Here is a 23844-nt window from a genome sequence, read left to right as displayed (position 1 = left end):
GCCGTAATGTGCGTCATGTCCGTCCGGGCGCGCTCCCGGAGCGCGCCGTGACCGAGAGATCCCCATGACCGACACCGTGCCGCCCACGAGCACCCTCGCCGACACCGTCCTGGAGCGGCTCACCACGGTCTACCCGCCCGCGGGGAACCCCTTCCGGGCCCAGGAGATGGTCGCGTACATGAAGGGCGCCTCCCCCTTCCTCGGCATCCGCACGCCCGAGCGCCGCGCCCTGTCCCGCACGGTCCTCGCCGGCACACCGCGCCCCGACGAGACCGACTGCGCCGCGATCGCCCTGCGCTGCTTCGCCCTCCCCGAGCGCGAGTACCACTACTTCGCCGTCGACTACCTGCGCCGGCACGTGAAGCGCTGCTCCTCCGGCTTCCTGCCCGTCGCCCGCCGGCTCGTCACCACCGTCTCCTGGTGGGACACGGTCGACCACCTCGCCGCCCACGTCGTCGGCGGCCTGGTCGCGGCCGATCCCGCCCTCGCCACCGCCATGGACGCATGGATCGACGACGAGGACCTGTGGGTGGCCCGCACCGCCCTCCTCCACCAGCTCCGTTTCAAGGACGCCACCGACGCCGAGCGGCTCTTCGCCTACTGCCTGCGCCGCTCGGCCCACCCCGACTTCTTCATCCGCAAGGCCATCGGATGGAGCCTGCGCGAGTACGGCAAGACGGCCCCGGCCGAAGTCCGCGCCTTCGTCACCACCCACGGCTCCCGCCTCTCCCCCCTCTCCGTCCGCGAGGCCCTCAAGAACCTCTGACCCCACCCCGGCCGCCGTTCGCGCCAACTGCTGCGCCAGACTCGGTACATGACACGGACGGGGAAGCGGACGGGGAAGCGGACGGCGCTCGTGCTCGGGGCCGGTGGGCTCGTCGGGGCCGGCTGGGAGATCGGTGTGCTGCGGGGGCTCCTCGACGCTGGGGTCGATCTGGCCACAGCCGACCTGATCATCGGCAGCTCCGCCGGCGCGGTCGTCGGGGCGCAGCTCGCCGCCGGCCGCGGCGGGCTCGACGCGCTGTACGAGCAGCAGCTCGACGGCGAGGCCACCGAGCCCGCCGCGCGCCTCGGGATCCCCACGATCCTCCGGTACGCCGTCGCCGTCCTCCGGTCCCGTACCCCCGAGGAGTACGGACGCAGGCTCGGCCGGCTCGCCCTCGCGACGACCACCGTGACCGAGGCGGACCGCCGCGCGACCGTCGCCCGGCGGCTCGGCCGGGTCACCGACTGGCCCGCGCGGCCGCTGCTGATCACCGCGGTCGACTCCGCGACCGGCGAACTCGCCGCCCACGACGAGGACAGCGGCATCCCGCTCGCCGACGCCGTCACCGCGAGCTGCGCCATCCCCGGTCTCTGGCCCCCGGCGACGATCGGCGGACGCCGCTGGATCGACGGCGGCATCCACTCCACGGCCAACGCCCACCTCGCCGCCGGCTACGACCGGATCGTCGTCGTCGCCCCCAGCGCGCAGGGCAACAAGGTCGTGCTCTCCCCGGCCCGGCAGGGTGCCGACCTCGCCGCCGCCGGGGCGCGCGTCGAGGTGATCACGCCCGACGCCGCCTCCCGCAAGGCCATCGGCCGCAACGCGCTCGACCCCTCCCACCGGGCCGCCGCGGCCCGCGCCGGACGGGCCCAGGCCGCCTCCCACGCGGAGGCCGTCGCCGCCGTCTGGACGGGCTGACGTTCCGTACGCCGAGGACAGTGCGGCACCGGGTGTCCGGCCGAGGCCCAGTGGGCCCGGTTCCGGAGGTCGGAGCCCGGCACCGGGGGCGGCACAATGAGAGCGTGAACGAGCACATCCCCGTCATCCGCGAGGTCGACCAGGGCACCGCGCGCCTCATGCCCGACGTCGACCGGGAGCGGGCCTGGCTGCTGACGGTCGACGGCGCGCCCCAGTCGTACGTCGACCTGGACGATCCGGCGTACCTGGAGTTCGAGTACGCGCGGCGCCTCGCCCATGTCGTCGACGGCGCCGCCGAGCCCGGCGCGCCCCTCGACGTCCTGCACCTGGGCGGCGGCGCGCTCTCGCTGCCCCGGTACGTCGCCGTCACCCGGCCCGGCTCGCGGCAGGACGTCGTCGAGGCCGACTCGGGGCTGCTCGCCCTGGTCGAGGAGCACCTGCCGCTGCCCGAGGGCTCGGGGACCACCGTGCACGGGGCGGACGCCCGCGCGTGGCTCGAGGCGGCACCGGACGCCTCGGCCGATCTGATCGTGGGCGACGTCTTCGGCGGCTCGCGCGTGCCCGCGCACCTCACCTCCGTCGAGTACGCGCGCGAGGTCCGGCGCGTCCTGCGGCCCGGCGGGCTCTACGCCGCCAACCTGGCCGACGGAGCGCCCTTCCCCTTCCTCCGCTCCCAGCTCGCCACCTTCGCCGCCGTCTTCCCCGAGCTGGCGCTCGTCGCGGAGCCCGCCGTGCTGCGCGGCCGCCGCTTCGGGAACGCGGTCCTGGTCGCCTCCGGCCGCGCGATCGACATCGCGCATCTCGCGCGCCGCGCGGCGGCCGACGCCTTCCCCGCGCGCGTGGAGCACGGGGAGACGCTCGACCGATTCACCGGCAGGGCGGAACCGGTCCTCGACGCCGGAGCCGTACCGTCACCCGTTCCCCCGGAGGGCGCCTTCGGCATCGGCTGAGGCACCGGGGGCCGATGCGTCAGGGGTCGATGCGCCGGGGGCCGATGCGCCGGGGGCCGGAATGCCCGGGGCCGATGCGCCGGGCACTCCGGCACCCGGGCCGGGGGCACCGTCCAGGCCGCCCGCGACCTCCTTCGTGTGCGGACGCCGCGTCAGGTTCCGTACATCCGGTACGAGGAGGACGAGCGCCGTGACGACCACCATCAGCGCCGCCGCGCCCCACAGCGCCTCGCTCCGGCCGAACGCGCTCTCCGCCGGGCCCGCGAGGGCCGTGGACAGCGGCAGCAGCGCCGTCGAGCCGAACCAGTCGTAGGCGGAGACCCGGGACAGCTTCTCCTCCGGGATCTCCTGGTGCATCGTCGTCATCCACGAGACGCCGAAGACCTCGATCGCGACGCCGCTCACGAACATCGCCGCGGTCAGCCCCGCCGCGTCCAGCGGCACGGCGAGCGCCGCCGAGGGCAGCGCGATCGGGAAGACGCACAGGGTCCCGACGAACAGCATCCGGCGCGGCTTCCACCGGGTCATCAGGACGGCACCCGCGACCGTCCCCGCGCCGTACGCGGCGAGCGCGACGCCCCAGGGGCGCGAGCCGCCCAGCTCGTCCCGGGCGACCAGCGGTCCGTACACCGACTCGACCGCGCCGATCAGCCCCACCACCACCGAGAACTGGGCCACGATCGACCACAGCCACGGCCGCCCGACGAACTCCTGCCAGCCCTCCCGCAGATCGGCGAAGAGCCCGCCGCCGGGAGCGCGCTCCGCGACGCTCCGCACGTCGAGGAAGGCGCGCAGACCGCCCGCGACGGCGAAGGCGAGCGCGTCGATCGCGAGGACCCAGCCCGGTCCGACGAAGGCGACGAGCGCGCCGCCGAGCGCGGCACCACCGATGGCGGCGCCGTGCATCGCCATGCGGAAGACGGCGAAGGCGCGGCTCGCCTGTTCCCCGCTGACGGTGGACATGAGCATGCCCTCGGCCGCCGGGTTGAAGAAGGCCTGGCCGGTGCCGCAGAGCGCGGTGAGCACCATCATCTGCCAGATGCGGGCCTCGCCGGAGAGCACGAGGACGGCGAAGGCGGCCTGCGAGACGCAGTTGAGGGCGTTGGCCGCGACCATCACCCGGTGCCGGGGCACCCGGTCGGCCACCGCGCCGCCGATGAGCAGGAAGAGGACCAGCGGCAGGAACCGCGCCATGGCCACGAGACCGACGTCGCCCGCGTCGCCCCCGGAGTCGAAGACCGCCCAGGTCGTGGCGATCAGCGCGCCGTGCGTGCCGAGGTTGGTCACGATCGTGGCGGCGGTGAGGAGGAGGTAGTTGCGGCCGGCCCATTCGGGACGGCGGGAGGGGCGGGACGAGGGGCGGGACGAGGGGCGAGGGGACGCGGCGGGGGTGTTCACCCCGGGACTATCCCCGGCTCCTCCCCGTACTGCCAACCCGATATCCGGACAGGCGGGCGCCGCGTCGGAGCGCGCCCACCGGAACCGGACGACCGTCACCGACCTGACTCGCCACCGGGACCGGTCGGGGCCGCCCACCGGGACCGGCCGGTCCGGTCCCGGTGGGCGGAGGGTGGATCAGGACTCGGAGGGGGCGAGCCGGACCGTGGAGAGGATCTGCCGGATGACCGCGTCGGACAGCTCGTCCTTGACGCCGTCCGCCCCGTAGAGCACCCAGGTCGAGAAGTCACCGGCGGTGTTCTTGAAGGTGAAGGCGAAGGACTTGCCGTCCGTCTCGCACTTGTTGCGCTTCTTGACGCCCGGCGCCGTCGCGGTCGCCAGGCTGCCGGTGAGACCCGACTTCGTCGTGTACGGCACCGGCTTGGTGATCTTGATGGTGCTCTGCGGCATGTGCTGCGCGTAGCCGCCCCACACCCACGTACCGGCCTCGCCGCGCGCGGCGGACGCGGTGTCCTTGGCGCCCTGGCCGCCCTTGGTGCCGGCGGAGGCCAGGCCCCAGGTCTCGTCGGTGCCGTTCTTGTCGACGTCGTACGTGCACCACTTGCTCTTGAGGCGCGTGGGTCCGGACATCGTCACGAGCGGGCTGCCGTCGTTCTTCTTCTCGTCCTCGAAGAAGGTGATCGACCCCGGCTTCATCACCTCCCACTCCGGCGGTACGTCGAAGAGGGTGCCGTACTTCGGGTTGTAGACGACCTTCCAGCCGGGGATCGTCGGCTGCTGCGCCGCGCCGTCACGCGGGTTGGCGATCCCGGACGACTGGCTCGGGTCGGGCGCCGGGGCGGACGAGGGGTCCCCGGTGGCGGTGACGGACGGCTTGGGGTCGTCCGCGGTGTTCTTCTCGTCGTCGTTGCCGAGCACGAGGAAGCCGGTGACTCCGGCCGCGACGACAACGGCGGTGGCGGCGACGATCGCCACGAGCGTCGTCTGCTTCTTCTTCCCGCCGTCGGGCCCGCCCGGCTGACCGGGGCCCGGCACCGCGTACTGCTGCGGCACGGTCGGCTGCTGGTACGGGTTCGGATAGCCCGGCTGCTGTCCGTACCCCTGCTGCGGGTAGCCGGGCGGCTGCTGCGCCGGCGGCTGCTGCGGATAGCCGGGCTGTGTCGGCGGCTGCGGGTGCCCGGGCTGGGCAGGCGGCTGCTGATACGGGTTCGGCTGCTGGTACCCCGACTGCTGGTAGGGGTTCTGACTCTGGTCCTGCGGGTTCTGCTCGCCCCCGGGCGGCTGCTGTCCTGGCCACATGGCCAGTAACCATAGAGGTGCGGGGTCCGCTCGACCACGTCCGCCCCCGGCCCGGGGGCGGACAGGGGATGGCCAAGGCTGCTACTCGTGGGTAACATCACGGTTCATGAGCGCAGACCAGATGTCCGTCGGCGAGATGCTCGCCGCCACGGTCCCCATGGCCGGAACCCTGAACCTGGAGTTCCTGGAGACCACCGCCGAGCGCGCCGTCGTGCGCCTCCCGGACCAGCCCGCCTACCACAACCACGTCGGCGGCCCGCACGCCGGAGCGATGTTCACCCTGGCCGAGTCCGCCAGCGGCGCCATCGTGATCGCCGCCTTCGGCGACCAGCTGGGCCGCGCGGTCCCGCTCGCCGTCAAGGCCGAGATCGGCTACAAGAAGCTGGCCATGGGCGTCGTCACGGCCACCGCCACCCTCGGCCGCCCCGTCGCCGAGGTCGTCGCCGAGCTCGACGCCGGACAGCGTCCGGAGTTCCCGGTGCGGATCGACATCACCCGCGAGGACGGCGCCGTCACCGGCGAGATGACGGTCGTCTGGACCCTGCGCCCGAACGCCGCCTGACTCCGGACACCGCGCGCCGTGGCCCCCGCCGGAGCGGGGGCCGCACGCGTCATGCGGCCTTGATCCGCCCCCACCGGGACGCGGTGTCCGACTCCCGGCCGACCGGGCCCGGTTGCCTCCGAGACGGGTGACATAGCCCTCACACCGTCGCGTCGAGGCGGGGCGCGCCCGAGCCGGTACGCTGCCCAGGTGTGCCCGACGCGGTGCACGCCCGGTCAGGTCGTCACGGAAGGAACCGCGTTGCACGTCCAGGAGTGGCTGGAGACGATCCCCGCGGTCGCCATCTACGCGCTGGTGGCGGTGGTCATCGGCGTGGAGAGCCTGGGCATCCCGCTCCCCGGCGAGATCGTGCTCGTGAGCTCGGCGCTGCTCGCCTCGCAGCACGGCGAGATCAATCCGTACGTCCTCGGCGCCTGCGCCACCGCCGGCGCGATCGTCGGCGACTCGATCGGTTACGCGATCGGCCGCAAGGGCGGGCGGCCACTGCTCGCCTGGCTGGGCCGGAGGTTCCCCAAGCACTTCAGCGAGGCCAACATCGGGCTCGCCGAGAACTCCTTCGAGAAGTGGGGCATGTGGGCGGTCTTCTTCGGCCGCTTCATCGCCCTCCTCCGCATCTTCGCGGGGCCGCTCGCCGGTGTGCTGCACATGCCGTACTGGAAGTTCCTCATCGCCAACGTCCTCGGCGGCATCCTGTGGGCCGGCGGCACCACGGCCGTCATCTACACGGTCGGCGTCGTGGCCGAGGCCTGGCTCAAGCGCTTCTCCTGGCTGGGCCTCGTCCTCGCCGTGCTGATCGGCATCGCCTCGATGCTGGTCGTCAAGAACCGTGCCAAGAAGGCGGCGGCGCAGCGGGCCGAGGCCGCGGAGCCGGAGCCGGTCCCGGCGACGGACTGAGTGCGGACCCCGTACGCGTACGCGGCGGAGGGCGGCACCCGGGGAAGGGTGCCGCCCTCCGCCGTGCTCGGAGTGCCGTGCTCGGAGTGCCGGCCTCAGACCTCGAAGGCCTCGGCGTGGCCCTTCGCGAGATGCAGGTACATCTCGGCGTTCAGCCGGATGCCCGCCTTCTCCTCGTCGGTCAGCGGGCGGCGCACCTTCGCGGGGACGCCGGCGACCAGCGAGCCCGGCGGGATCTCCATCCCCTGCGGGACGAGCGCCTGGGCGGCGATGAGCGAGCCGGCGCCGATCCGGGCCCCGTTGAGGACCGTCGCGCCCATGCCGACGAGCACGTCGTCCTCGATCACACAGCCGTGCACGGTCGCGTTGTGGCCGACCGTCACGCGGTCCCCGATCGAGACGGGGAAGCCGGGGTCGACGTGGACCGTGCAGTTGTCCTGGATGTTGGAGTCCTCGCCGATCGCGATCGGACCGCAGTCCGCCCGCAGCACCGCGTGGTACCAGATGCTGGCGCGGGCGCCGAGCGTGACCTCGCCGAGCACCACGGAGGTCGGGGCGGTGAAGGCGGTCGGGTCGATCCGCGGCTCCTTGCCGCCCACTCCCTTGATCAACGCCTCTGTCATGGTTCGCTCCTGATCGTCAGCCGTCGTGTCACGCCCGGGGGTGCCCCCGGGCGCAGCCTATGCCGTGCTCATGACGGACATCACAGCGCACCGCACTGATCAGGTACGACGGCTCCGACTACGGTGTCCGGGTGCCCAGGAACAGAAACACGTTCTCATCCCTCGCCGCCTGGCGGCGCCGGGTCCTCGCCCGTGCCGTGCAGGGCGGCTGGCGCTGGGTGCAGCAGGCCGGATCCGTCACCGCCGAACACCCCGGGAAGCTGCGGTTCCGCCGCCTCGGCGCGGGCACCCGGCTCGCCTTCCCGCAGGGCACGGTCTTCGGCGAGCCGTGGATCGAGGTCGGCGAGTGCTGCATCATCGCCGAGCAGGTCACGCTGACGGCGGGCATGCTGCCGGACCTCGACCTCGGGGCGGACACGGTCCTGACCCTCGGCGACGGGGTCGTCCTCGGCCGGGGCAGCCACGTCATCGCCGACGCGAAGGTGACGATCGGCTCGGACACGTACTGCGGTCCCTACGTCTACATCACCTCGACCAACCACAGTTACGACGACCCGGACGAGCCCGTCGGACGCCAGTGGCCCCGCTCGGAACCGGTCTCCATCGGCCCCGGCTGCTGGCTCGGCACCGGCGCGGTGATCCTCCCCGGCGCACGCCTCGGCCGGAACGTCGTCGTCGCGGCGGGCGCGGTGGTGCGCGGCGAGGTCCCCGACCACGCGGTCGTGGCGGGCGCCCCGGCGAAGGTCGTCCGCCGGTGGACGCCGGAGGCCGGCTGGCAGCCCCCGCTCCGGACCCCCGCCCCGACCCCCATTCCGGAACACGTCACCCCGGAACAGCTGGCGGCGCTCGCGGTGTGGGAGGCGCAGCGCTCGGGCAACTCCGAGACCGTGCCGTCGTGAACTGACGTCCTGCGCCGGGCGCCGGCGCCCCCAAGGGCCGGTCGCGCTAGCCTGTCGCCAGGAGGACCGTGCCCACCAGGGCGAGGCCCGCGCCCGCCGCCTGGACGGCGCGGAGGCGTTCCTTGAGGACCCCGCGGGCCGCGAGGGCCGTGATGACCGGGTAGAGGCTGGCGAGGACGGCGGCGACGGTGACCGGGCCCTGCTGGGCGGCGATCGCGTACGTGCCGTTGGCGGCGACGTCCGCGAGGCCCACGAACGCGAGCGCCGGGAGTGCGGCCCGGACGACCCCGGGGCCGCCCTCGGGGAGCGCGCGGCCGCCGCGCTTCACCGAGGCGAACAGGGCTCCGCCACCGACCAGGACGTTGGTGACGCGCTGGACGAACAGGGCCAGGAACAGGCCCGTGACCGTCGTGGACGCCTCGGCGATCAGCGCCATCACCGAGCCGAACCCGAAGGCGGCGACCAGGGTCAGCAGCACCGCCTGGCGTTGCACGGGCGCCCCGCGCAGCTCCGGTCCGCCCGCGAGCACCACGCCGAGGATCGCGACCCCGATGCCCGCGAACTGGAGCAGCCCCGGCCGGTCGCCGACGAGGAGGCCGACGGAGACGGGAACGACGACGCCGAGGGAGCCGAGCGGCGAGACGACGCCCATCGGGCCGAGCGCGAGCGCCTTGTAGAAGGCGAGCATCGCCGCCGGGCCGACGACGCCGGCCCCGACCGCGTACCAGAGCTGGGGTCCCGCCTCGGTCCACGCGCCGGTCGAGAGGACGATCGAGCCGAGGACGAGGACCGCGAGGGCCTGGGAGACCACGACGACGGTCAGGGCGGGGATCCGGCGCGTGAGGAGCCCGCCCCCGAAGTCGGCGAGGCCCCACAGAAGGCTGGTGGCCAGGGCGAACAGGGCGGTCATGGATCCTCGCAGGGGCGTGCGGCAGTACAGTGCAGTGAACCATCGGGTGCACCCCACCGTAGTTCAGTTCATTGAACTCTGTCATCCAAAATATTGGACGGAATGTGTCGGACCTCGACCAGCTCACGCAGTCGCTCGCCCGGAACCTGAAGCGCTGGCGCAAGGAGCGGGGGCTCACCCTGGACGCGCTCGCCGCACGGGCGGGCGTCAGTCGCGGCATGATCATCCAGATCGAGCAGGCCCGGACCAACCCCAGTGTCGGCACCACCGTGAAGCTGGCCGACGCCCTCGGCGTCTCCATCACGACCCTCCTCGACTACGAGCAGGGCCCCCAGGTCCGGCTCGTCCCGCCCGGCCAGGCCGTCCGCATGTGGTCCACCTCCACCGGCAGCCACACCACCCTGCTCGTCGGCACCGAGGCCCGGGGCCCGCTGGAACTCTGGTCCTGGACCCTGATGCCGGGCGACGGCAGCGCCTCCGACCCGCACCCGGAGGGCACGGTCGAACTGCTTCACGTCACCGCCGGGACGCTCACCCTGGTCGTGGACGGCGAGGACCACCTGCTGCCGGCCGGCACCTCCGCCGTCTTCGAGGCCAACGTCGCGCACTCCTACCGCAACGACGGCGACGAGCCGGCCGAGATGACGATGGCCGTCTCCATCCCGCCCGTCCGCTGACGCCCGAAGCCGAAGCCGAAGCCGAAGCCGAAGCCGGGGCTCGAAGCACGAAGCCCAAAGCCGGGAGCCCGGAGCCCGGGAGCCCGAAGCCGGGAGCCCGGAGCCGGGAGCCCGGAGCCGGGAGCCCGGAGCCCGCAGCCGGAAGCCCGCAGCTCGCGCCCCGGCGCTCGGAGCCCGCGACCCGGCGCCCGTACGCTGAGACGGACGTCCGTACTCCGGGCGGCGGTTGTTAGCGTGAGGCGTATGCGCGCACCCATCGGACACTTCGACGACGCCCGGCCCGCCCCCGACTGCCTCGACCTGCTGACCGGCCCGGTCGCGGCCGCCGTCCGCGCCTGGACCGGCCCCGTCCCGGCCGACCGGCTGCTCTACGTGGACACCGACCCGGCCATCGCCGACACGGCCGTCTTCGTGGAGCACCACGGGCCCGATCTCCTCGACGCGTCCGCCAACTGCGTGGTCGTCGCGGGCAAGCGCGGCGAGACGACGACCCTCGCCGCGTGCGTCGTGAAGTCGGCGACCCGCGTCGACGTCAACGGCGTCGTCCGCAAGCACCTCGGCGCCCGCAAGGCCTCGTTCGCGCCGATCGACACCGCGACCGGCGAGACCGGCATGGAGTACGGCGGGATCACTCCCATCGGCCTCCCCGCCGACTGGCCCCTCCTCGTCGACGCCGCCGTCGTCGACACGGAGTGGGTCCTCGTCGGCAGCGGCCGCCGGCGCGGCAAGCTCATCCTCCCCGGCAAGGCCTTCGCCCAACTCCCCGGCGCCGTGGTCCTGGAGGGCCTCGGCGTCCCCGTCGGCTGAACCGTCCGCCGGCTCAGCCCAGGCGCGGTATCTCGATCGCGGGGCAGCGGTCCATGACCATGTCGAGCCCCGCCTCGCGGGTGCGGGCGAACGCGTCGTCATCGATCACGTCCAGCTGGAACCAGACCGCCTTGGCGCCGATCGCGACGGCCTCGTCCGCGACGGCACCCGCCAGTTCGCTGTTCACGAAGACGTCGACGACGTCCACCGGGAACGGGATGTCGGCCAGCGAGGCGTAGCCCTGCTCGCCGTGGACCGTCTCCGCCTTCGGGTGCACCGGGACGATCCGCTTGCCGAAGCGCTGGAGGACGGCCGCCACTCCGTACGCCGCTCGGGCCCGGTTCGAGGAGAGGCCCACCACCGCCCACGTGTCGCCCGTGGAGGTCAGGATCCGCCGCACCGTCTCCGACGCGGAGTACGCGCTGGGGTCCGTGGTCGTCGTGTCTACGCTCATCGCTCTGCTGCCTCTCGTCGGCGCGGCCCGTCCACCCAGTGAACGAGCCGCGCCGGGCCGTGATTCCCGTCCATCCGGACGAGCGGCCCTGAGATGTCCCCTACGGGAGGGTCATCCCTCCCACGCCCGCCGTTCCGCCTCGCGCGGGGCCTCGACCAGGGCCGGCAGGCCCGGGCCGAAGGTCATCACCGGGCGGGCCGAGTCCCACGGCCGCCAGCCCGGGTCGCCGGTCCTCGCGAACGCCACCCAGGCCGCGTGCATGGCCGTGGCCAGGGCTCGGGGCGCGTCCGGGCCGGTCAGCGCGCGCGTCTCCGGCAGGTCGAGCGTGTCGAAGACGAAGCCGAGTTCGAGCGCGTGGCAGGCGCGGAGGTCCAGGACGGGGGAGGGCCAGCCGAACTCGTACAGATACGTCGCGGCGGCCCCGCCGTTCAGCCGGGCGTCCGCGAACATGTTCTGCGGGATCCGCAGCAGCCTGTCCGCCGCGAGCACGCCCAGGACCTCGCCCGGCTTCTCCTGCGGCCGGCCCGCTCGGTACACCTTCGCCACACGAGGCGATATCCGCCCCCTCCGGAGCAGGAACCGCTGCGCCAAGGACCCCACCCGTTCGGTGTGTCCGCCCGGCACGAACCACAGCCGGTACTCGTCCGTGTTCGTGCCCATCAGCAGCTCCACGTCCGCCGAAGCGCCGTCCGCGAGCAGGTCCCCCGGATGGTCCGGCAGGACGTCGCCGTCCACGACGATGTGGAAGGCGTGGCTGCCGAGCACCGGATTGCCCTTGCCCGTCACCGCGGTCTGCGCCGCGAGCAGCCGCTCCGGGTCCACACGGGCGAACGCCTCCGCCGTCGCCGGCACCTTGAGCCGCGCGGCCAACGCCTCCGTGGTCCTCCGGGCCGCGTCGATCGACCGGGCGCTCGGCGCGCCGCTCTGCAGCACGGCCCGCCGGAACAGGCCCTTCGCGAGCGGCGAGGCCAACAGGGCGGCGATCGAGATCGCCCCGGCCGACTCGCCGAACACGGTGACCCGCTCCGGGTCCCCGCCGAAGGCCGTGATGTTCTCCCGTACCCAGGTCAGCGCGGCGATCTGGTCGCGCAGACCGAGATTGGCGGGCGCGTCGGGGAAGACCCCGAACCCCTCGACGCCGAGCCGGTAGTTGACCGAGACGAGGACCACGCCGTCCCGGGCGAAGGCGGTACCGTCGTAGACGGGGACCGCCGATGAGCCGTGGACCAGGGATCCGCCGTGGATCCAGACCATGACGGGACGCCCGCCGTCCCCGGGGCCGCCGTCGTCCGGACCTGCGGCCGACCAGGGAGCCCATATGTTGAGGTTGAGACAGTCGTCGCCCGCGACCTCGGGATCGGGGAGCAGCGCGTCGAGGGGCGGGGCGTACGGGCGCTTGGGCGCCGTCGGCCCGAAGGCGGTGGCCTCCCGCACCCCTTCCCAGGGCTCCGCCGGCTCCGGCGCGCGGAACCGCAGCGCCCCGACGGGAGCCTGCGCGTAGGGGATTCCGAGGAAGGCCGCCACGCCGTCCTTCACGGTGCCGCGCAGAAGACCGTTCCGGGTGCGGACCCCGGGACCGTCCTGGACGTGTTCCGCGACGTACTCCGACATCGATTCACCTTTTCTCAGGTCGACGGTGACGCACCGTCCAGATGATGCGGCCGGGGTGGAGCCTCCGGTCAACCCCGCGACAGCAGCGCGCGCTTGAGGACCTTGCCCGTCGGGCCGAGCGGCAGCTCGTCGACGAAACGCACGATCCGGGGGTACTTGTGGCGGCCGAGCCGCTCCCGCGACCAGTCCACGAGCTCGTCCTCGGAGAGCGGGGCGGCGCCGGCCCGGCGTACCACCACCGCGCACACCTCCTCGCCCTTCGCGTCGTCGGGGACGCCGATCACCGCGACCTCCGAGACGGACGGATGACGGACGAGGACCTCCTCGACCTCGCGCGGGTAGATGTTGAAGCCGCCCCGGATGACCAGGTCCTTCTTCCGGTCCACGATCCGCAGGAAGCCGTCCTCGTCCCGGACGCCCAGGTCGCCCGTGCGGAACCAGCCGTCCACGACCGCCGCCGCCGTCGCCTCCGGGTCGTCGAGGTAGCCGGCGAAGACGTTGTGCCCGCGCACCACCACCTCCCCGGTCCCGCCGTCCGCGAGCAGCCGGATCTCCCCTTCGACGGCCGCGTCCGCGACGCCCACCCCGACCCCCCACACCGGGTGCCCGACCGTCCCGGGCCTGCGGCCGATGTGCGGCTGGTTGAAGGTGGCGACCGGCGAGGTCTCCGTCAGGCCGTACCCCTCCAGGACCTGGGTGCCGAAGGTCGCCTCGAAGCGCTCCAGGACGGCGACCGGCAGCGCCGCACCGCCCGACACGGCGGCGCGCAGGGCCTCAGGACGCAGCCCGGAGACGGCCGCCGCCTCCACCAGGGCGTGGTACATCGTCGGCACGCCCATGAAGACCGTCACGCCCTCGTCGGCGAGGACCCGGAGGGCCGCCGGACCGCTGAACCGGGGCATCAGGACGAGCGTCGCGCCCTGCCGGAGCGTCCCGTTCATCGCGCAGGTCTGGCCGTAGCTGTGGAAGAGCGGCAGACAGCCGAGGACCACGTCGCCCGTGCCGAGGCCCAGCAGGTCCTGGGAGGTCACGGACGCGTTCATGACGATGTTGAGATGGGTCAGCAGCGCGCCCTTGGGGCGGCCCGTCGTCCCGCTCGTGTAGAGGATCACGGCCGTGTCCGACGGCTCGGCCGGCTCGGGCGCGGCCAGCGGCTCCGCGGCCGTCGGCGCGCCCTGGAAGGCGCGCACCCCGGCGGCGCGCGCGGCCTCGTCGGCCACCGCCCACAGCGGTCCGCCGCTCACGACGCCGACCGCGCCGCTGTGCTCCAGGACGTACCGCACCTCGTCGGCCACGAGCAGCGCGTGCACCGGCACGACCGTCGCGCCGGCCGCGAGCGCCCCGTAGTAGACGCGCAGGAACTCGGTCGTGTTCGGCAGCAGGACGGCGAGCCGGTCGCCCGGCTTCACGCCCGCCTCCCGCAGCCCGGCGGCGCAGCGCAGCGCCTCCGTCCACAGCTCCCGGTAGGTGACACGGGTCGCGCCCTCGACGACCGCGATCCGGTCGGGGAAGTGGCGGGCGGACTCGCCCAGCACGCCGGCGACGCTCAGTGACATGACACGCTCCAGGGACGCGGAGCCGACAGCGGGGTGAACACGCCGTCGGCCTTCGGCTGACACGGCACAGAATCCGCCGCGGGACCACCGCGGCGCCATGTGCAGATGCCCACCATGCGACCGGACCGGCTGGGCACCGGCCCCGCCGTCGCGCCCGCCCCGTGGCAATCGCCAAATCCCGGCGTTACCGTGCGAGCCATGACGCACAGCTCGGCCACGGCCGGCGAGCCCGGAGGGGCACGCTCCGGCGGCACCCACACCCCTCTGAGCGGCGCCGGCGGCTCCGGGGCGCTGCGCCGCTCCCTCGCCACGGCGATGCTCGCCGACGTCGACCGGCTCACCGACCGTGCCGTCGACGACATCCGCGCCCACTCCGGTACGTACGCCTCCGGCGCCCCCGTCACCCGCGAGGACCTCTGGGAGATCTGCCGGGACAACCTCCTGCGCGCCCTGGAGGACTTCGGGGGCCTCGCCCCGACCGGCGGCGACTTCGAGTGGGCGGCCCGCGAGACCGGCCGCCGCCGCGCCGAGCAGGGCGTCCCGCTCGACACCGTGCTCCAGGCCTACCGGCGCGGCGGCCGGGTCCTGTGGCAGGTCATGGCCGAGCACCTCCGGGTCCGGGCCGGGCGGGCCTCCGACAGCCGGGACCTCGAACTCGACATGGCGAGCGGCGTCTGGGAGACCATCGACCGCTACTCGGTCGCGATGGCCGACGCGTACCGGATCGCCCAGCTGGAGCTGCAGAGCCGCCAGGACACCCGGCGCGTCGCCCTCTTCGAGGCGCTGCTCGACGGCCGCGCCGACGACCCCGCCGTCGCCTCCGCCGCGGCGGCCGCGCTCGGCGTCCCCGCGCTCGACCGGTACGTCGTCGTGGTCGCCGCGCAGGACCCGGCCGCTCCGCCGCACCCCGCGCCCGCCCTGGAGGCCCAGGGCATGTGGTCCTTCTGGCGGCCCCGCGCGGGGCGTTACGCCGGCATCGTCCGGCTGCCCTGCCGTGTCACGCCCTCCGGACGGCCGACGACAGTGACCGGCCACGGCGCCGACCCGGCCGTACGGACGCTCCTGGCCGTCCTGCGGGAGCGCACCGGCGCCACCGCCGGCGTGTCCCCGGAGTTCGAACGCCTCTCCCAGGCCGGGCGCGCCCTGCGGCTCGCCGAACAGACCCTCCGTACCCTCCCCGCCGGCAGCGGCGAGACCGCCGTCTTCGACGACCGGCTCGCCGAGGTGCTGCTCAGCGGGCGCGCCGACATCGCCGAGCGGATCGTCACCGTCCACCTCGGGCCGGTTCTCGCCACCGGCGGCGAGCGGGCCGCGCTCCTCACGACCCTGCGGGTCTGGCTCGACCACGGCTGCTCCGCCTCCCGGGCCGCCGAGCAGCTCTACTGCCACCGCAACACCGTGCTCAACCGCATCGGCCGCATCGCCGAGCTCACCGGCCGCTCCGGCGAGTCCGGCGCGGCCCGGCTCGGCTGGGCCCTGGCGCTGCGCGCCCTTCCGTACGCCGGACTCGCGCCCGAAGGGACCATGCCGGAAGCGATGGTCCCCGAAGCGGACGCCCCCGGCCCCACCGCCGGAGAGCGCGCGGCCGGCGGAACGTAGGCTGGTCGGATGCAGGAGCAGTACCGCACGCCGGCCCGTGAGGGTGTGCACGAGACCGAGATCAACCGCTCGCGCTTCCTCTGCGCGCTCGCGCCCGTCGCCGACGAGCGGGAGGCGCAGGAGTTCGTCGCGCGGATCCGCAGGGAGCACCCGACCGCCACCCACAACTGCTTCGCGTACGTCCTCGGCGCCGACGCCTCCGTGCAGAAGGCGAGCGACGACGGCGAACCCGGCGGCACCGCCGGCGTCCCCATGCTCCAGATGCTGCTGCGCCGCGACATGCGGTACGTCGCCGCCGTCGTCACCCGCTACTACGGCGGCGTGAAGCTCGGCGCCGGAGGTCTGATCCGCGCCTACGGCGGAGTGGTCGGCGAGGCGATCGACGCGCTCGGCACCGTCACCCGGCAGCGCTTCCGGCTCGCCACCGTCACCGTCGACCACCAGCGCGCGGGCAAGCTGGAGAACGACCTGCGGGCCACCGGCCGCGCCGTCCGGGACGTGCGGTACGCCGAGGCCGTCACGATCGAGATCGGCCTCCCCGACGCGGACGTCCCCGCCTTCCGCGGCTGGCTCGCCGACGCCACGGCGGGCACGGCCACCTTCGAACTCGGCGGCGAGGCGTACGGCGACGCGTGAGGGGACGCGTGAGACGTCACACGTGACGCACCTCACGTGACGAGCCGTCAATGACGCCGCCCCCGTGACGCCCTGCCGTGACCCCGCGCGGCCGGACCCCGGTGCGCGCCCGGCCGTACGTGCCCCCGGGGACGGCCCCCTCCACCCCTCCGGCCGGGATAGCGTGGAGGCCGCACACGACGGGAACGAGCGGCGAGGAGCGGCGCACATGCGGGGTGGGACGGCATCGTGAGGCTCCTGCACACCTCGGACTGGCACCTCGGCCGGTCCTTCCACCGCGTCGGGCTCCTCGACGCCCAGGCCGCCTTCCTCGACCACCTCGTGGCGACCGTCCACGCGCACGACGTGGACGCCGTCCTCGTCGCCGGGGACGTCTACGACCGGGCCGTCCCCCCGCTGCCCGCCGTCGCGCTCTTCGACACCGCCCTGCACCGCCTCGCCGAGGCCGGGGTGCCCACCGTCATGATCTCCGGCAACCACGACTCGGCCCGCCGCCTGGGCGTCGGCGCCGGACTGATCGAGCGGGCCGGCATCCACCTCCGTACCGACCCCGACGGCATCGGCACCCCCGTCGTCCTCTCCGACGGGCACGGCGAGGTCACCCTCTACGGGCTGCCCTACCTCGAACCCGCGCTCGTCCGCGAACGGCTCGGCGCCGAGAAGGCCGGCCACGAGGCCGTCCTCGCCGCCGCCATGGACCGGGTCCGCGCCGACCTCGCCGGCCGCCCCGCCGGCACCCGCTCCGTCGTCCTCGCCCACGCCTTCGTCGCGGGCGGCGCGCCCAGCGACAGCGAGCGGGACATCACCGTCGGAGGCGTCTCCGCCGTCCCCACCGGGATCTTCGACGGCGTCGACTACGTCGCCCTCGGCCACCTCCACGGCAGCCAGACCCTCACCCCGCGCGTCCGCTACTCCGGCTCCCCCCTCGCCTACTCCTTCTCCGAGGCCGACCACCGCAAGACCATGTGGCTGATCGACCTCGACGAGAACGGGACGATCACCTCCGACGTACGCCTCGACTGCCCGGTCCCGCGCCCCCTCGCCCGGATCCGGGGGCGGCTCGACGACCTCCTCGACGACCCCGCGCTCACCCCGCACGAACAGTCCTGGGTCGAGGCCACCCTCACCGACCCCCTGCGGCCGGCCGAGCCCATGGCCCGGCTCACCGAACGCTTCCCGCACACCCTCAACCTGGTCTTCGACCCCGAGCGGTCCGGGGACGACCCGGGCGCCTCCTACGCCCAGCGGCTCCGGGACCGCAGCGACCAGCAGATCGCGGAGGACTTCGTGGCCCATGTGCGCGGCGGCGCCCTCGACGGCGCCGAACGGGCCGTCCTGTACGGCGCCTTCGACGACGTCCGCGTCGACACGGCCGAGCGCGAGGTGGGCCGGTGAGGCTGCACCGCCTGGAGATCACCGCGTTCGGGCCCTTCGGCACCACGCAGAAGATCGACTTCGACACCCTGTCCTCCGCCGGGCTCTTCCTCCTCCACGGACCCACCGGCGCCGGCAAGACCTCCGTCCTCGACGCCGTCTGCTTCGCCCTGTACGGAAGCGTGCCCGGCGTCCGCCAGAACCCCGGCGCCTCCCTGCGCAGCGACCACGCCCCCGTCGGCACGTACACCGAGGTCCTCCTCGAACTGACCGTGGGGGACCGGCGCCTGGAGATCACCCGCCGCCCGGCCCAGCAGCGGCCCAAGAAGCGCGGTGCACCCGGCTTCACCACCGAGAAGGCCCAGACCTGGCTCCGCGAGTACGACCCGGCCACCGGCGAGTGGGCCGGCCTCAGCCGCTCCCACCAGGAGACAGGAGAGGAGATCACCCAGCTCGTCGGCATGAGCCGCGAGCAGTTCTGCCAGGTCGTCCTCCTCCCGCAGGGCGACTTCGCCCGCTTCCTGCGCGCCGACGCCGAGGCCCGCGGCAAGCTCCTCGGCCGCCTCTTCGACACCCGCCGCTTCGCCGCCGTCGAGGAACGCCTCGCCGAACTGCGCCGCGCCGCTCAGCAGGAGGTCGAGGACGGGGACGCACGGCTGCTCACCCTCGCCCACCGGATGACCCAGGCCGCGGGCGGCCTCGACGCGGCCCGCACCCCCGTCGAGGGCCGGCCCGGCGACCCCGGGCTCGCCGAGTCCGTCCTCACCTGGGCCGCCGTCGCCCGCACCGAGGCCCGCGAGGCCCTCGACATCGCGGGCGTGCGCCTCGCCGCCGCCGAGGACGGACGGGCCGCCGCGCGCGCCGCCCTCGACGCGGAGAACGACCTCGCCGCCCGCCAGGCCCGGCACGCCGACGCCCTCCGGCGCCGCGAGCGGCTCACCGCGCAGGCCCCCGAGCGCGACCGCCTCCAGGAATCCCTCGACCGGAGCCTCAAGGCCGACCGGGTCGCCCCCGCCCTCGGGCTGCGCCAGGACGCCGAACGCGAGCACGCCGCAGCGCACACCGCCCGGGAACGGGCCCGTGCCCAGCTGCCCCCCGACCTCGCCGACGCCGGCGCCGAGCAGCTCTCCGCCCTCGAACACCGGCAGCGCGAGGAGCTCGGCGGACTCGACGCCGCCCGCCGCGCCGAGCGCCGCGCGGCCGCCGTCGCCGAGGAGCGCGCCGTACTCGCCCGGGAGGCGCGCGCCGACGAGGACGCCCTCCGGGACGCGGCCGACTGGCTCGCCGGCTGGGAACCGCGCCGCACGGCCCTCACCGAACGCGTCGAGGCCGCCCGCGACGCCGCCGCCCGCGCCGAACACCTCGCCGGCCGCCTGGAGCCCGCCCGCCGGAGGCTCGCCGCCGCCCGCCGCCGTGACGCCCTCGCCGAGGACACCCGGGCGGCCGGGACACGCCTCGCGGAGGCCCGCGAGCGGCGCAACAGCGCCCACGAGAGCTGGCTCGACGTCAAGTCCCGCCGTCTGGAGGGCATCGCCGCCGAACTCGCGGTCACCCTCACCCCGGGCGACGCCTGCCAGGTCTGCGGATCCACCGCCCACCCGGCCCCCGCCCGCACCACCGCCGGCCACGTCGACCGCGCCACGGAGGACGCCGCCTACGCGGCCTACGCCCGGGCCGAGGAGACCCGCACGGCCGCCGAACGCGAGCTGGCCGTCACCCGCGAGTCCTGGTCCGCGGCGCGTACGGAGGTCCTGACGGGGTCGGGGACCGAGGAGTCCGACGCCGAACCCACGGTCCTCGAACTCGCCGCCGAAGTGGAGGAGTTGGCCGGACTCCACGCCGAGGCGCACGCGCTCGCCGGACAGACGCACAGCGCGCGGGAGGCACTCGCCCGGGCCGAGCGCGAGTACGAGGGGCGGGTGGGCGCGCAGCGGGAGGCCGAGCGCAGGGTCGCCGCGCGGACCTCGCGCCGGGAGGCCCTGGAGCGGGAGCAGTCCGCCCTCGACGAGGAACTCGCCCGGGGGCGCGGCGCGTTCGCCAGCGTGGCCGAACACGCCACCCGGCTGGAACGGCGGATCGCCCTCCTGGTCGACGCCGCCGGAACCGTACGCACCGCAGAACTCGCCGCCCAGCGCCTCAAGGAGGCCGACGACCGGCTCGCCGACGCCGCGTACCGCGCGGGCTTCACCACCCCGGCCGAGGCCGCCGGCGCCCTCCTCGGCGAGCGCGAGCGCCGCGACATCCAGCAGCGCGTGGACGCCTGGCAGGCCGAGGCCGCCGCCGTCGCGGACCGGCTCGCCGAGCCCGGCACCGCCGAGGCCGCCGCCCTGCCGCCCGCCGACCCCGCGGCCGCCGAGGCCGCGCACACGGCGGCGGAACGCGCCCTCCGCGAGGCCGACTCCGCCCTGGCCGCCGCCCGCGAGCGGGCCACGGGACTCGCCGGACTCTCCCGGCAGGCCGTCACCGAGGTCCGCCGCCTGGGGCCGCTCCGCGAGGAGTACGACCGGGTGGCCCGCCTGGCCGCCCTCACCGCAGGCACCTCCGCGGAGAACGAGCGCCGGATGCGCCTGGAGTCGTACGTGCTCGCCGCCCGGCTCGAACAGGTCGCGGCGGCCGCGAGCGCCCGCCTCCAGCGCATGTCCTCGGGCCGCTACACGCTCGTCCACTCCGACGCGCGCTCCGGCGGCAAGCGGGCCGGCCTCGGACTGCACGTCGTCGACGCCTGGACCGGCAACGAACGGGACACGGCCACGCTCTCCGGCGGCGAGACCTTCTTCGCCTCGCTCGCGCTCGCCCTCGGCCTCGCCGACGTCGTCACCGACGAGGCCGGCGGGGTCCGCCTCGACACCCTCTTCATCGACGAGGGCTTCGGAAGCCTCGACGAGCAGACGCTCGACGAGGTCCTCGACGTCCTCGACTCGCTGCGCGAGCGGGACCGCAGCGTCGGCATCGTCAGCCACGTCGGCGACCTGCGCCGCCGGATCCCCGCCCAGCTGGAGGTCGTCAAGGCGCGGGAGGGCTCGGCGGTGCGGCTGCGTACCGGAGCGGACGCGCTCAGCGGCTGAGGGAGCGGCGGGGCAGCGGCGAGGAGTAGACGACGCTGGTGGTCACCGCGCCGAGCGTGGCGACCTTCCCGGTGATCGCCTCCAGGTGCTTCATCGAGCGGGCGGCGACCTTGAGGACGAAGCAGTCGTCGCCGGTGACGTGGTGGGCTTCGAGGACCTCGGGCGTGGTGTCGAGCAGGTCGTGGAACGGCTTGTAGTTGCCGTGCGGGTAGCGCAGCCGTACGAAGGCGAGGATGGGAAGGCCCAGCCGGTCCTGGTCGACGATCGCCGTGTAGCCCGTGATCACCCCGGCGTCCTCCAGGCGGCGTACCCGATCGGTCACCGCGGACGGCGACATCGAGACGGCGCGGGCCAGCTCGGCGAAGCTGGCGCGGCCCTCGGACTGGAGGGCTTCGAGGATGCGCCAGTCGGTCGCGTCCGGAGCGTATTCGGTGGTCATGGAGCAGAGAGTGCAGGGGAATCCCCGGCCGATCAAGTGAGCGACCGGGGATTCTCGGCATCAGAGACGCTCGGAGAGGGTCAAGAGCCCCTCGGGAACTCAGGAACCGTCAGGAGACGTTCGAGAGACGGTCAGAGGCGGGAGATCTCGTCCACCAGGTCGTCCAGGCCCAGCGGGCCCTGGGAGAGCGCCGCCATGTGCCAGGCCTTCGCGTCGAACGCCTCGCCGTGCGCGGCCCGCGCGTTGGCGCGGCCCAGCAGCCAGGCGCGCTCGCCCAGCTTGTAGCCGATGGCCTGGCCGGGCATCGACAGGTAGCGGGTCATCTCGCTCTCCACGAAGGACGGCGGGCGGCTGCTGTGCAGCTGGAAGAACTCCTGGGCGAGCTCCGGAGTCCACCGCTCGCCCGGGTGGAAGGGCGACTCCGCGGGGATCTCCAGGCCGAGGTGCATGCCGATGTCCACGATCACCCGGCACGCGCGCATCATCTGGCCGTCGAGGTATCCGAGGCGCCGCTCGGCGTCCGGCAGGAAGCCGAGCTCGTCCATGAGGCGCTCCGCGTACAGCGCCCAGCCCTCCACGTTGGCGCTGACCTTGCCGATGGTCGCCTGGTAGCGGGAGAGCCGGTCGGCGACGTGCACCCACTGCGCGATCTGCAGGTGATGGCCGGGCACGCCCTCGTGGTACCAGGTCGACACCAGGTCGTAGACCGGGAAGCGGGTCGTGCCGTCCACCGGCAGCCAGGTGCGGCCCGGGCGCGTGAAGTCCTCGGACGGGCCGGTGTAGTACGGGGCGGCGGCACCGCCCGGCGGCGCGATCCGGGACTCCACCCGCCGCACCCGCCCGGCGAGTTCGAAGTGGGTGCCGTCGAGGGCCTCGATGGCCTCGTCCATCAGCTCCTGGAGCCAGACCCGGACCTCCTCGACGCCCTCGATGTGGGTGCCGTGCTCGTCGAGGTGGGCGAGCGCCTCCCACGGGCCCGCGCCCGGGAGGATCCGCTCGGCCTCGGTCCGCATCTCGCCGAGGAGCCGGTGGTACTCGGTCCAGCCGTACGCGTAGGCCTGGTCGAGGTCCAGGTCGGTGCCGTTGAAGAAGCGGGTCCAGCGCTGGTAGCGCTCGCGGCCCACCGTGTCCGGCGCGTCGGCGACGGTCGGCGCGTACACGTCCCGCATCCAGTCCCGCAGCGCCTCGACGGCCGCGGTGGCGCCCTTCGCGGCCGCCGCGAGCTCGGCCGTCAGCTCCTCGGGGAGCGTGGCGGGGCCGGCGGCGGCGAACTCCTCGAACCAGCCCGGCTTCCCGCTCGCCCCGCCCGCCCACTCGGTGAGCTGCTCGACGAAGGTGGCGGTGGGGCGCGGCCCGCCGAAGAGCTTGCGCTCCAGGCCCAGCGCGAGCGCGGCCCGGTAGCCGTCGAGGGCGGCCGGGACCGCGCGCAGCCGCGCGGCGACCGCCGTCCAGTCCTCCTCGGTCTCCGTCGGCATCACGGTGAAGACGATGCGGACGCTGTGCGCGGGCGAGCGCATGTTGCTGACCGTGCGGAGGTTCTCCTCGGCCTCGTGCATGGCGATTTCCGCCGTCAGCCGCTCCCGCAGCAGCCGGGCGCACCGCTGCTCGGCGTCGCTGTCCGCACCCGGGGAGCGCTCCGCCTCGTCGAGCCGGGCGAGCGTGCGGCGGGCGAGGTCGGCCACCGCACGTTGTCCGGCGGGCGAGAAGTCCGGCAGCCGTCCGGCGCTCTCCCTGACTCCCAGGTACGTACCGGTGATCGGGTCGAGGGCGATGAGTGCGTCGACGTGGTCGTCGGCGACCTGGCGGGGCAGCTGGCTGCTGGAAGTGTCTGGCATGGGAGTCATCCTGGCGCCTTCGCCGGGCCCGCGTCACCCTCGTCCGGCTTCAGTCGGCTGACAAGGAAGGGCCGGGGGAGGGTGGCAGGAGGGGGCCGCACTCCCACTGCTGGAAGATCAGCCGGGTCTCGACGCGGGCCACCTCGCGGCGCGAGGTGAACTCGTCGAGGACGAGACGTTGCAGGTCGGCGGGGTCCGCGACGGCCACGTGCACCAGGTAGTCGTCGGGTCCCGTGAGGTGGAACAACGCCCGGGACTCCGGGAGGGCCCGGATCCGGTCGACGAACGGACCGATCAGTTCACGCCGGTGAGGGCGGACCTGGACGAGAAGGAGCGCTTCGAGCCCGCGCCCGAGTTTGGCCGGATCCAGTCGTAGCTGGTGTCCGAGGATCACGCCTGTGCGGCGCAGCCGCGCCACCCGGTCGAGGCAGGTGGAGGGTGCGACGCCCACCTCTGCGGCGAGTTCGCGGTAGGTGCTCCGGGCGTCGTTCTGCAGGAGGCGAAGAATGTGCAGATCGACCGCGTCCAGTACGACAGAATCGGCCATCTGGCGAACGTAGCACGGTGCTTTC

At 74.3% G+C, this 23844-nt stretch carries 22 protein-coding genes; 12 read left to right on the top strand and 10 right to left on the bottom strand.

Annotated features, from left to right (window positions below; translation table 11 throughout):
- The first annotated feature begins 64 nt into the window (after positions 1 to 64).
- From ACN9M0_RS04340 to ACN9M0_RS04330, 3 genes are all read left to right on the top strand, one after another.
- Positions 65 to 766 carry a DNA alkylation repair protein gene (locus ACN9M0_RS04340; protein WP_366035639.1) on the top strand — a complete coding sequence of 234 codons (702 nt, stop codon included), beginning with the start codon at positions 65 to 67 and terminating at the stop codon, positions 764 to 766.
- A gap of 48 nt (positions 767 to 814) precedes the next feature.
- Entirely contained in the window at positions 815 to 1684 is an 870-nt protein-coding gene (locus tag ACN9M0_RS04335) for a patatin-like phospholipase family protein (protein ID WP_426403138.1), read from the top strand.
- A 104-nt stretch (positions 1685 to 1788) separates the two neighbouring features.
- The gene (locus ACN9M0_RS04330; protein ID WP_366035637.1) at positions 1789 to 2634 is read left to right on the top strand and encodes a spermidine synthase; all 846 of its coding nucleotides are present in this window, start codon (positions 1789 to 1791) and stop codon (positions 2632 to 2634) included.
- Here ACN9M0_RS04330 and ACN9M0_RS04325 read toward each other — a convergent pair.
- Entirely contained in the window at positions 2596 to 4032 is a 1437-nt protein-coding gene (locus ACN9M0_RS04325; RefSeq protein ID WP_366035636.1) for an MFS transporter, read from the bottom strand. The genes ACN9M0_RS04330 and ACN9M0_RS04325 overlap by 39 nt on opposite strands.
- A 177-nt stretch (positions 4033 to 4209) precedes the next feature.
- Positions 4210 to 5331 (bottom strand): hypothetical protein, encoded by a 1122-nt coding sequence (locus ACN9M0_RS04320; RefSeq protein ID WP_366035635.1) that lies wholly within the window; start codon positions 5329 to 5331, stop codon positions 4210 to 4212.
- Between the two features lie 106 nt (positions 5332 to 5437).
- On the opposite strand from ACN9M0_RS04320, the gene ACN9M0_RS04315 reads away from it, so the two are divergent.
- Positions 5438 to 5893, top strand: a complete 456-nt coding sequence (locus ACN9M0_RS04315) for a DUF4442 domain-containing protein (RefSeq protein WP_399699834.1) — start codon at positions 5438 to 5440, stop codon at positions 5891 to 5893.
- 240 nt (positions 5894 to 6133) lie between these two features.
- The gene (locus tag ACN9M0_RS04310) at positions 6134 to 6787 is read left to right on the top strand and encodes a DedA family protein (protein ID WP_366035537.1); all 654 of its coding nucleotides are present in this window, start codon (positions 6134 to 6136) and stop codon (positions 6785 to 6787) included.
- Between the two features lie 95 nt (positions 6788 to 6882).
- Here ACN9M0_RS04310 and ACN9M0_RS04305 read toward each other — a convergent pair whose 3' ends face one another.
- Entirely contained in the window at positions 6883 to 7410 is a 528-nt protein-coding gene (locus ACN9M0_RS04305) for a gamma carbonic anhydrase family protein (protein WP_366035536.1), read from the bottom strand.
- Between the two features lie 131 nt (positions 7411 to 7541).
- On the opposite strand from ACN9M0_RS04305, the gene ACN9M0_RS04300 reads away from it, so the two are divergent.
- Entirely contained in the window at positions 7542 to 8309 is a 768-nt protein-coding gene (locus tag ACN9M0_RS04300; protein ID WP_366035535.1) for an acyltransferase, read from the top strand.
- A 46-nt stretch (positions 8310 to 8355) separates the two neighbouring features.
- On the opposite strand, the gene ACN9M0_RS04295 is transcribed toward ACN9M0_RS04300, so the two are convergent.
- Positions 8356 to 9219 carry an EamA family transporter gene (locus ACN9M0_RS04295; RefSeq protein ID WP_399699827.1) on the bottom strand — a complete coding sequence of 288 codons (864 nt, stop codon included), beginning with the start codon at positions 9217 to 9219 and terminating at the stop codon, positions 8356 to 8358.
- Positions 9220 to 9323: 104 nt separating this feature from the next.
- Here ACN9M0_RS04295 and ACN9M0_RS04290 point away from each other — a divergent pair, with 104 nt between their 5' ends.
- Both ACN9M0_RS04290 and ACN9M0_RS04285 read left to right on the top strand, forming a co-directional pair.
- A complete protein-coding gene (locus tag ACN9M0_RS04290) occupies positions 9324 to 9896 on the top strand; it encodes a helix-turn-helix domain-containing protein (protein WP_399699825.1) in 573 nt (190 codons plus the stop codon).
- A gap of 243 nt (positions 9897 to 10139) precedes the next feature.
- Positions 10140 to 10703 carry a YbaK/EbsC family protein gene (locus tag ACN9M0_RS04285; protein WP_366035532.1) on the top strand — a complete coding sequence of 188 codons (564 nt, stop codon included), beginning with the start codon at positions 10140 to 10142 and terminating at the stop codon, positions 10701 to 10703.
- A gap of 13 nt (positions 10704 to 10716) precedes the next feature.
- Here ACN9M0_RS04285 and ACN9M0_RS04280 read toward each other — a convergent pair whose 3' ends face one another.
- From ACN9M0_RS04280 to ACN9M0_RS04270, 3 genes are all read right to left on the bottom strand, one after another.
- Positions 10717 to 11157: a CoA-binding protein gene (locus ACN9M0_RS04280; RefSeq protein ID WP_366035531.1), complete on the bottom strand. Its 441-nt coding sequence runs from the start codon at positions 11155 to 11157 to the stop codon at positions 10717 to 10719.
- Between the two features lie 111 nt (positions 11158 to 11268).
- Positions 11269 to 12768 (bottom strand): carboxylesterase/lipase family protein, encoded by a 1500-nt coding sequence (locus tag ACN9M0_RS04275; RefSeq protein WP_366035530.1) that lies wholly within the window; start codon positions 12766 to 12768, stop codon positions 11269 to 11271.
- Between the two features lie 68 nt (positions 12769 to 12836).
- Positions 12837 to 14324, bottom strand: a complete 1488-nt coding sequence (locus ACN9M0_RS04270; RefSeq protein WP_426403137.1) for a long-chain-fatty-acid--CoA ligase — start codon at positions 14322 to 14324, stop codon at positions 12837 to 12839.
- A gap of 198 nt (positions 14325 to 14522) precedes the next feature.
- On the opposite strand from ACN9M0_RS04270, the gene ACN9M0_RS04265 reads away from it, so the two are divergent.
- From ACN9M0_RS04265 to ACN9M0_RS04250, 4 genes are all read left to right on the top strand, one after another.
- Complete coding sequence (locus tag ACN9M0_RS04265) at positions 14523 to 15923, top strand: PucR family transcriptional regulator (protein ID WP_426403136.1); 1401 nt, start codon at positions 14523 to 14525, stop codon at positions 15921 to 15923.
- 9 nt (positions 15924 to 15932) lie between these two features.
- Positions 15933 to 16559 carry a YigZ family protein gene (locus ACN9M0_RS04260; RefSeq protein ID WP_366035527.1) on the top strand — a complete coding sequence of 209 codons (627 nt, stop codon included), beginning with the start codon at positions 15933 to 15935 and terminating at the stop codon, positions 16557 to 16559.
- Between the two features lie 228 nt (positions 16560 to 16787).
- On the top strand, positions 16788 to 17954 hold the full coding sequence (locus ACN9M0_RS04255; RefSeq protein WP_366035526.1) for an exonuclease SbcCD subunit D: 1167 nt from the start codon (positions 16788 to 16790) through the stop codon (positions 17952 to 17954).
- A complete protein-coding gene (locus ACN9M0_RS04250) occupies positions 17951 to 20998 on the top strand; it encodes an AAA family ATPase (protein WP_426403135.1) in 3048 nt (1015 codons plus the stop codon). Before ACN9M0_RS04255 ends, ACN9M0_RS04250 begins: the two co-directional genes overlap by 4 nt.
- On the opposite strand, the gene ACN9M0_RS04245 is transcribed toward ACN9M0_RS04250, so the two are convergent.
- The 3 genes from ACN9M0_RS04245 to ACN9M0_RS04235 form a co-directional block, all read right to left on the bottom strand.
- On the bottom strand, positions 20988 to 21437 hold the full coding sequence (locus ACN9M0_RS04245; RefSeq protein WP_366035524.1) for an Lrp/AsnC family transcriptional regulator: 450 nt from the start codon (positions 21435 to 21437) through the stop codon (positions 20988 to 20990). The two genes, ACN9M0_RS04250 and ACN9M0_RS04245, sit on opposite strands and share 11 nt — an antisense overlap.
- 131 nt (positions 21438 to 21568) lie before the next feature.
- Positions 21569 to 23272 (bottom strand): DUF885 domain-containing protein, encoded by a 1704-nt coding sequence (locus ACN9M0_RS04240; protein ID WP_366035523.1) that lies wholly within the window; start codon positions 23270 to 23272, stop codon positions 21569 to 21571.
- A 49-nt stretch (positions 23273 to 23321) separates the two neighbouring features.
- Complete coding sequence (locus ACN9M0_RS04235) at positions 23322 to 23819, bottom strand: Lrp/AsnC family transcriptional regulator (RefSeq protein WP_030686247.1); 498 nt, start codon at positions 23817 to 23819, stop codon at positions 23322 to 23324.
- Positions 23820 to 23844: the final 25 nt, after the last annotated feature.

The organism is Streptomyces sp. R-07 (assembly GCF_049913175.1).
GTDB lineage: Bacteria > Actinomycetota > Actinomycetes > Streptomycetales > Streptomycetaceae > Streptomyces.
Note: the sequence above shows the minus strand (reverse complement) of the source record. Positions and strands in the feature narration are given on the sequence as shown.

What these genes read in the sequence shown, in the direction of transcription:
- ACN9M0_RS04295 (WP_399699827.1), bottom strand. Translation starts at nt 9,219, where the DNA reads ATGACCGCCCTGTTCGCCCTGGCCACCAGCCTTCTGTGGGGCCTCGCC.
- ACN9M0_RS04265 (WP_426403136.1), top strand. Translation starts at nt 14,523, where the DNA reads ATGACGCACAGCTCGGCCACGGCCGGCGAGCCCGGAGGGGCACGCTCC.
- ACN9M0_RS04245 (WP_366035524.1), bottom strand. Translation starts at nt 21,437, where the DNA reads ATGACCACCGAATACGCTCCGGACGCGACCGACTGGCGCATCCTCGAA.
- ACN9M0_RS04320 (WP_366035635.1), bottom strand. Translation starts at nt 5,331, where the DNA reads ATGTGGCCAGGACAGCAGCCGCCCGGGGGCGAGCAGAACCCGCAGGAC.
- ACN9M0_RS04275 (WP_366035530.1), bottom strand. Translation starts at nt 12,768, where the DNA reads ATGTCGGAGTACGTCGCGGAACACGTCCAGGACGGTCCCGGGGTCCGC.
- ACN9M0_RS04280 (WP_366035531.1), bottom strand. Translation starts at nt 11,157, where the DNA reads ATGAGCGTAGACACGACGACCACGGACCCCAGCGCGTACTCCGCGTCG.
- ACN9M0_RS04240 (WP_366035523.1), bottom strand. Translation starts at nt 23,272, where the DNA reads ATGCCAGACACTTCCAGCAGCCAGCTGCCCCGCCAGGTCGCCGACGAC.
- ACN9M0_RS04340 (WP_366035639.1), top strand. Translation starts at nt 65, where the DNA reads ATGACCGACACCGTGCCGCCCACGAGCACCCTCGCCGACACCGTCCTG.
- ACN9M0_RS04315 (WP_399699834.1), top strand. Translation starts at nt 5,438, where the DNA reads ATGAGCGCAGACCAGATGTCCGTCGGCGAGATGCTCGCCGCCACGGTC.
- ACN9M0_RS04305 (WP_366035536.1), bottom strand. Translation starts at nt 7,410, where the DNA reads ATGACAGAGGCGTTGATCAAGGGAGTGGGCGGCAAGGAGCCGCGGATC.
- ACN9M0_RS04260 (WP_366035527.1), top strand. Translation starts at nt 15,933, where the DNA reads ATGCAGGAGCAGTACCGCACGCCGGCCCGTGAGGGTGTGCACGAGACC.
- ACN9M0_RS04335 (WP_426403138.1), top strand. Translation starts at nt 815, where the DNA reads ATGACACGGACGGGGAAGCGGACGGGGAAGCGGACGGCGCTCGTGCTC.
- ACN9M0_RS04285 (WP_366035532.1), top strand. Translation starts at nt 10,140, where the DNA reads ATGCGCGCACCCATCGGACACTTCGACGACGCCCGGCCCGCCCCCGAC.
- ACN9M0_RS04235 (WP_030686247.1), bottom strand. Translation starts at nt 23,819, where the DNA reads ATGGCCGATTCTGTCGTACTGGACGCGGTCGATCTGCACATTCTTCGC.
- ACN9M0_RS04270 (WP_426403137.1), bottom strand. Translation starts at nt 14,324, where the DNA reads ATGTCACTGAGCGTCGCCGGCGTGCTGGGCGAGTCCGCCCGCCACTTC.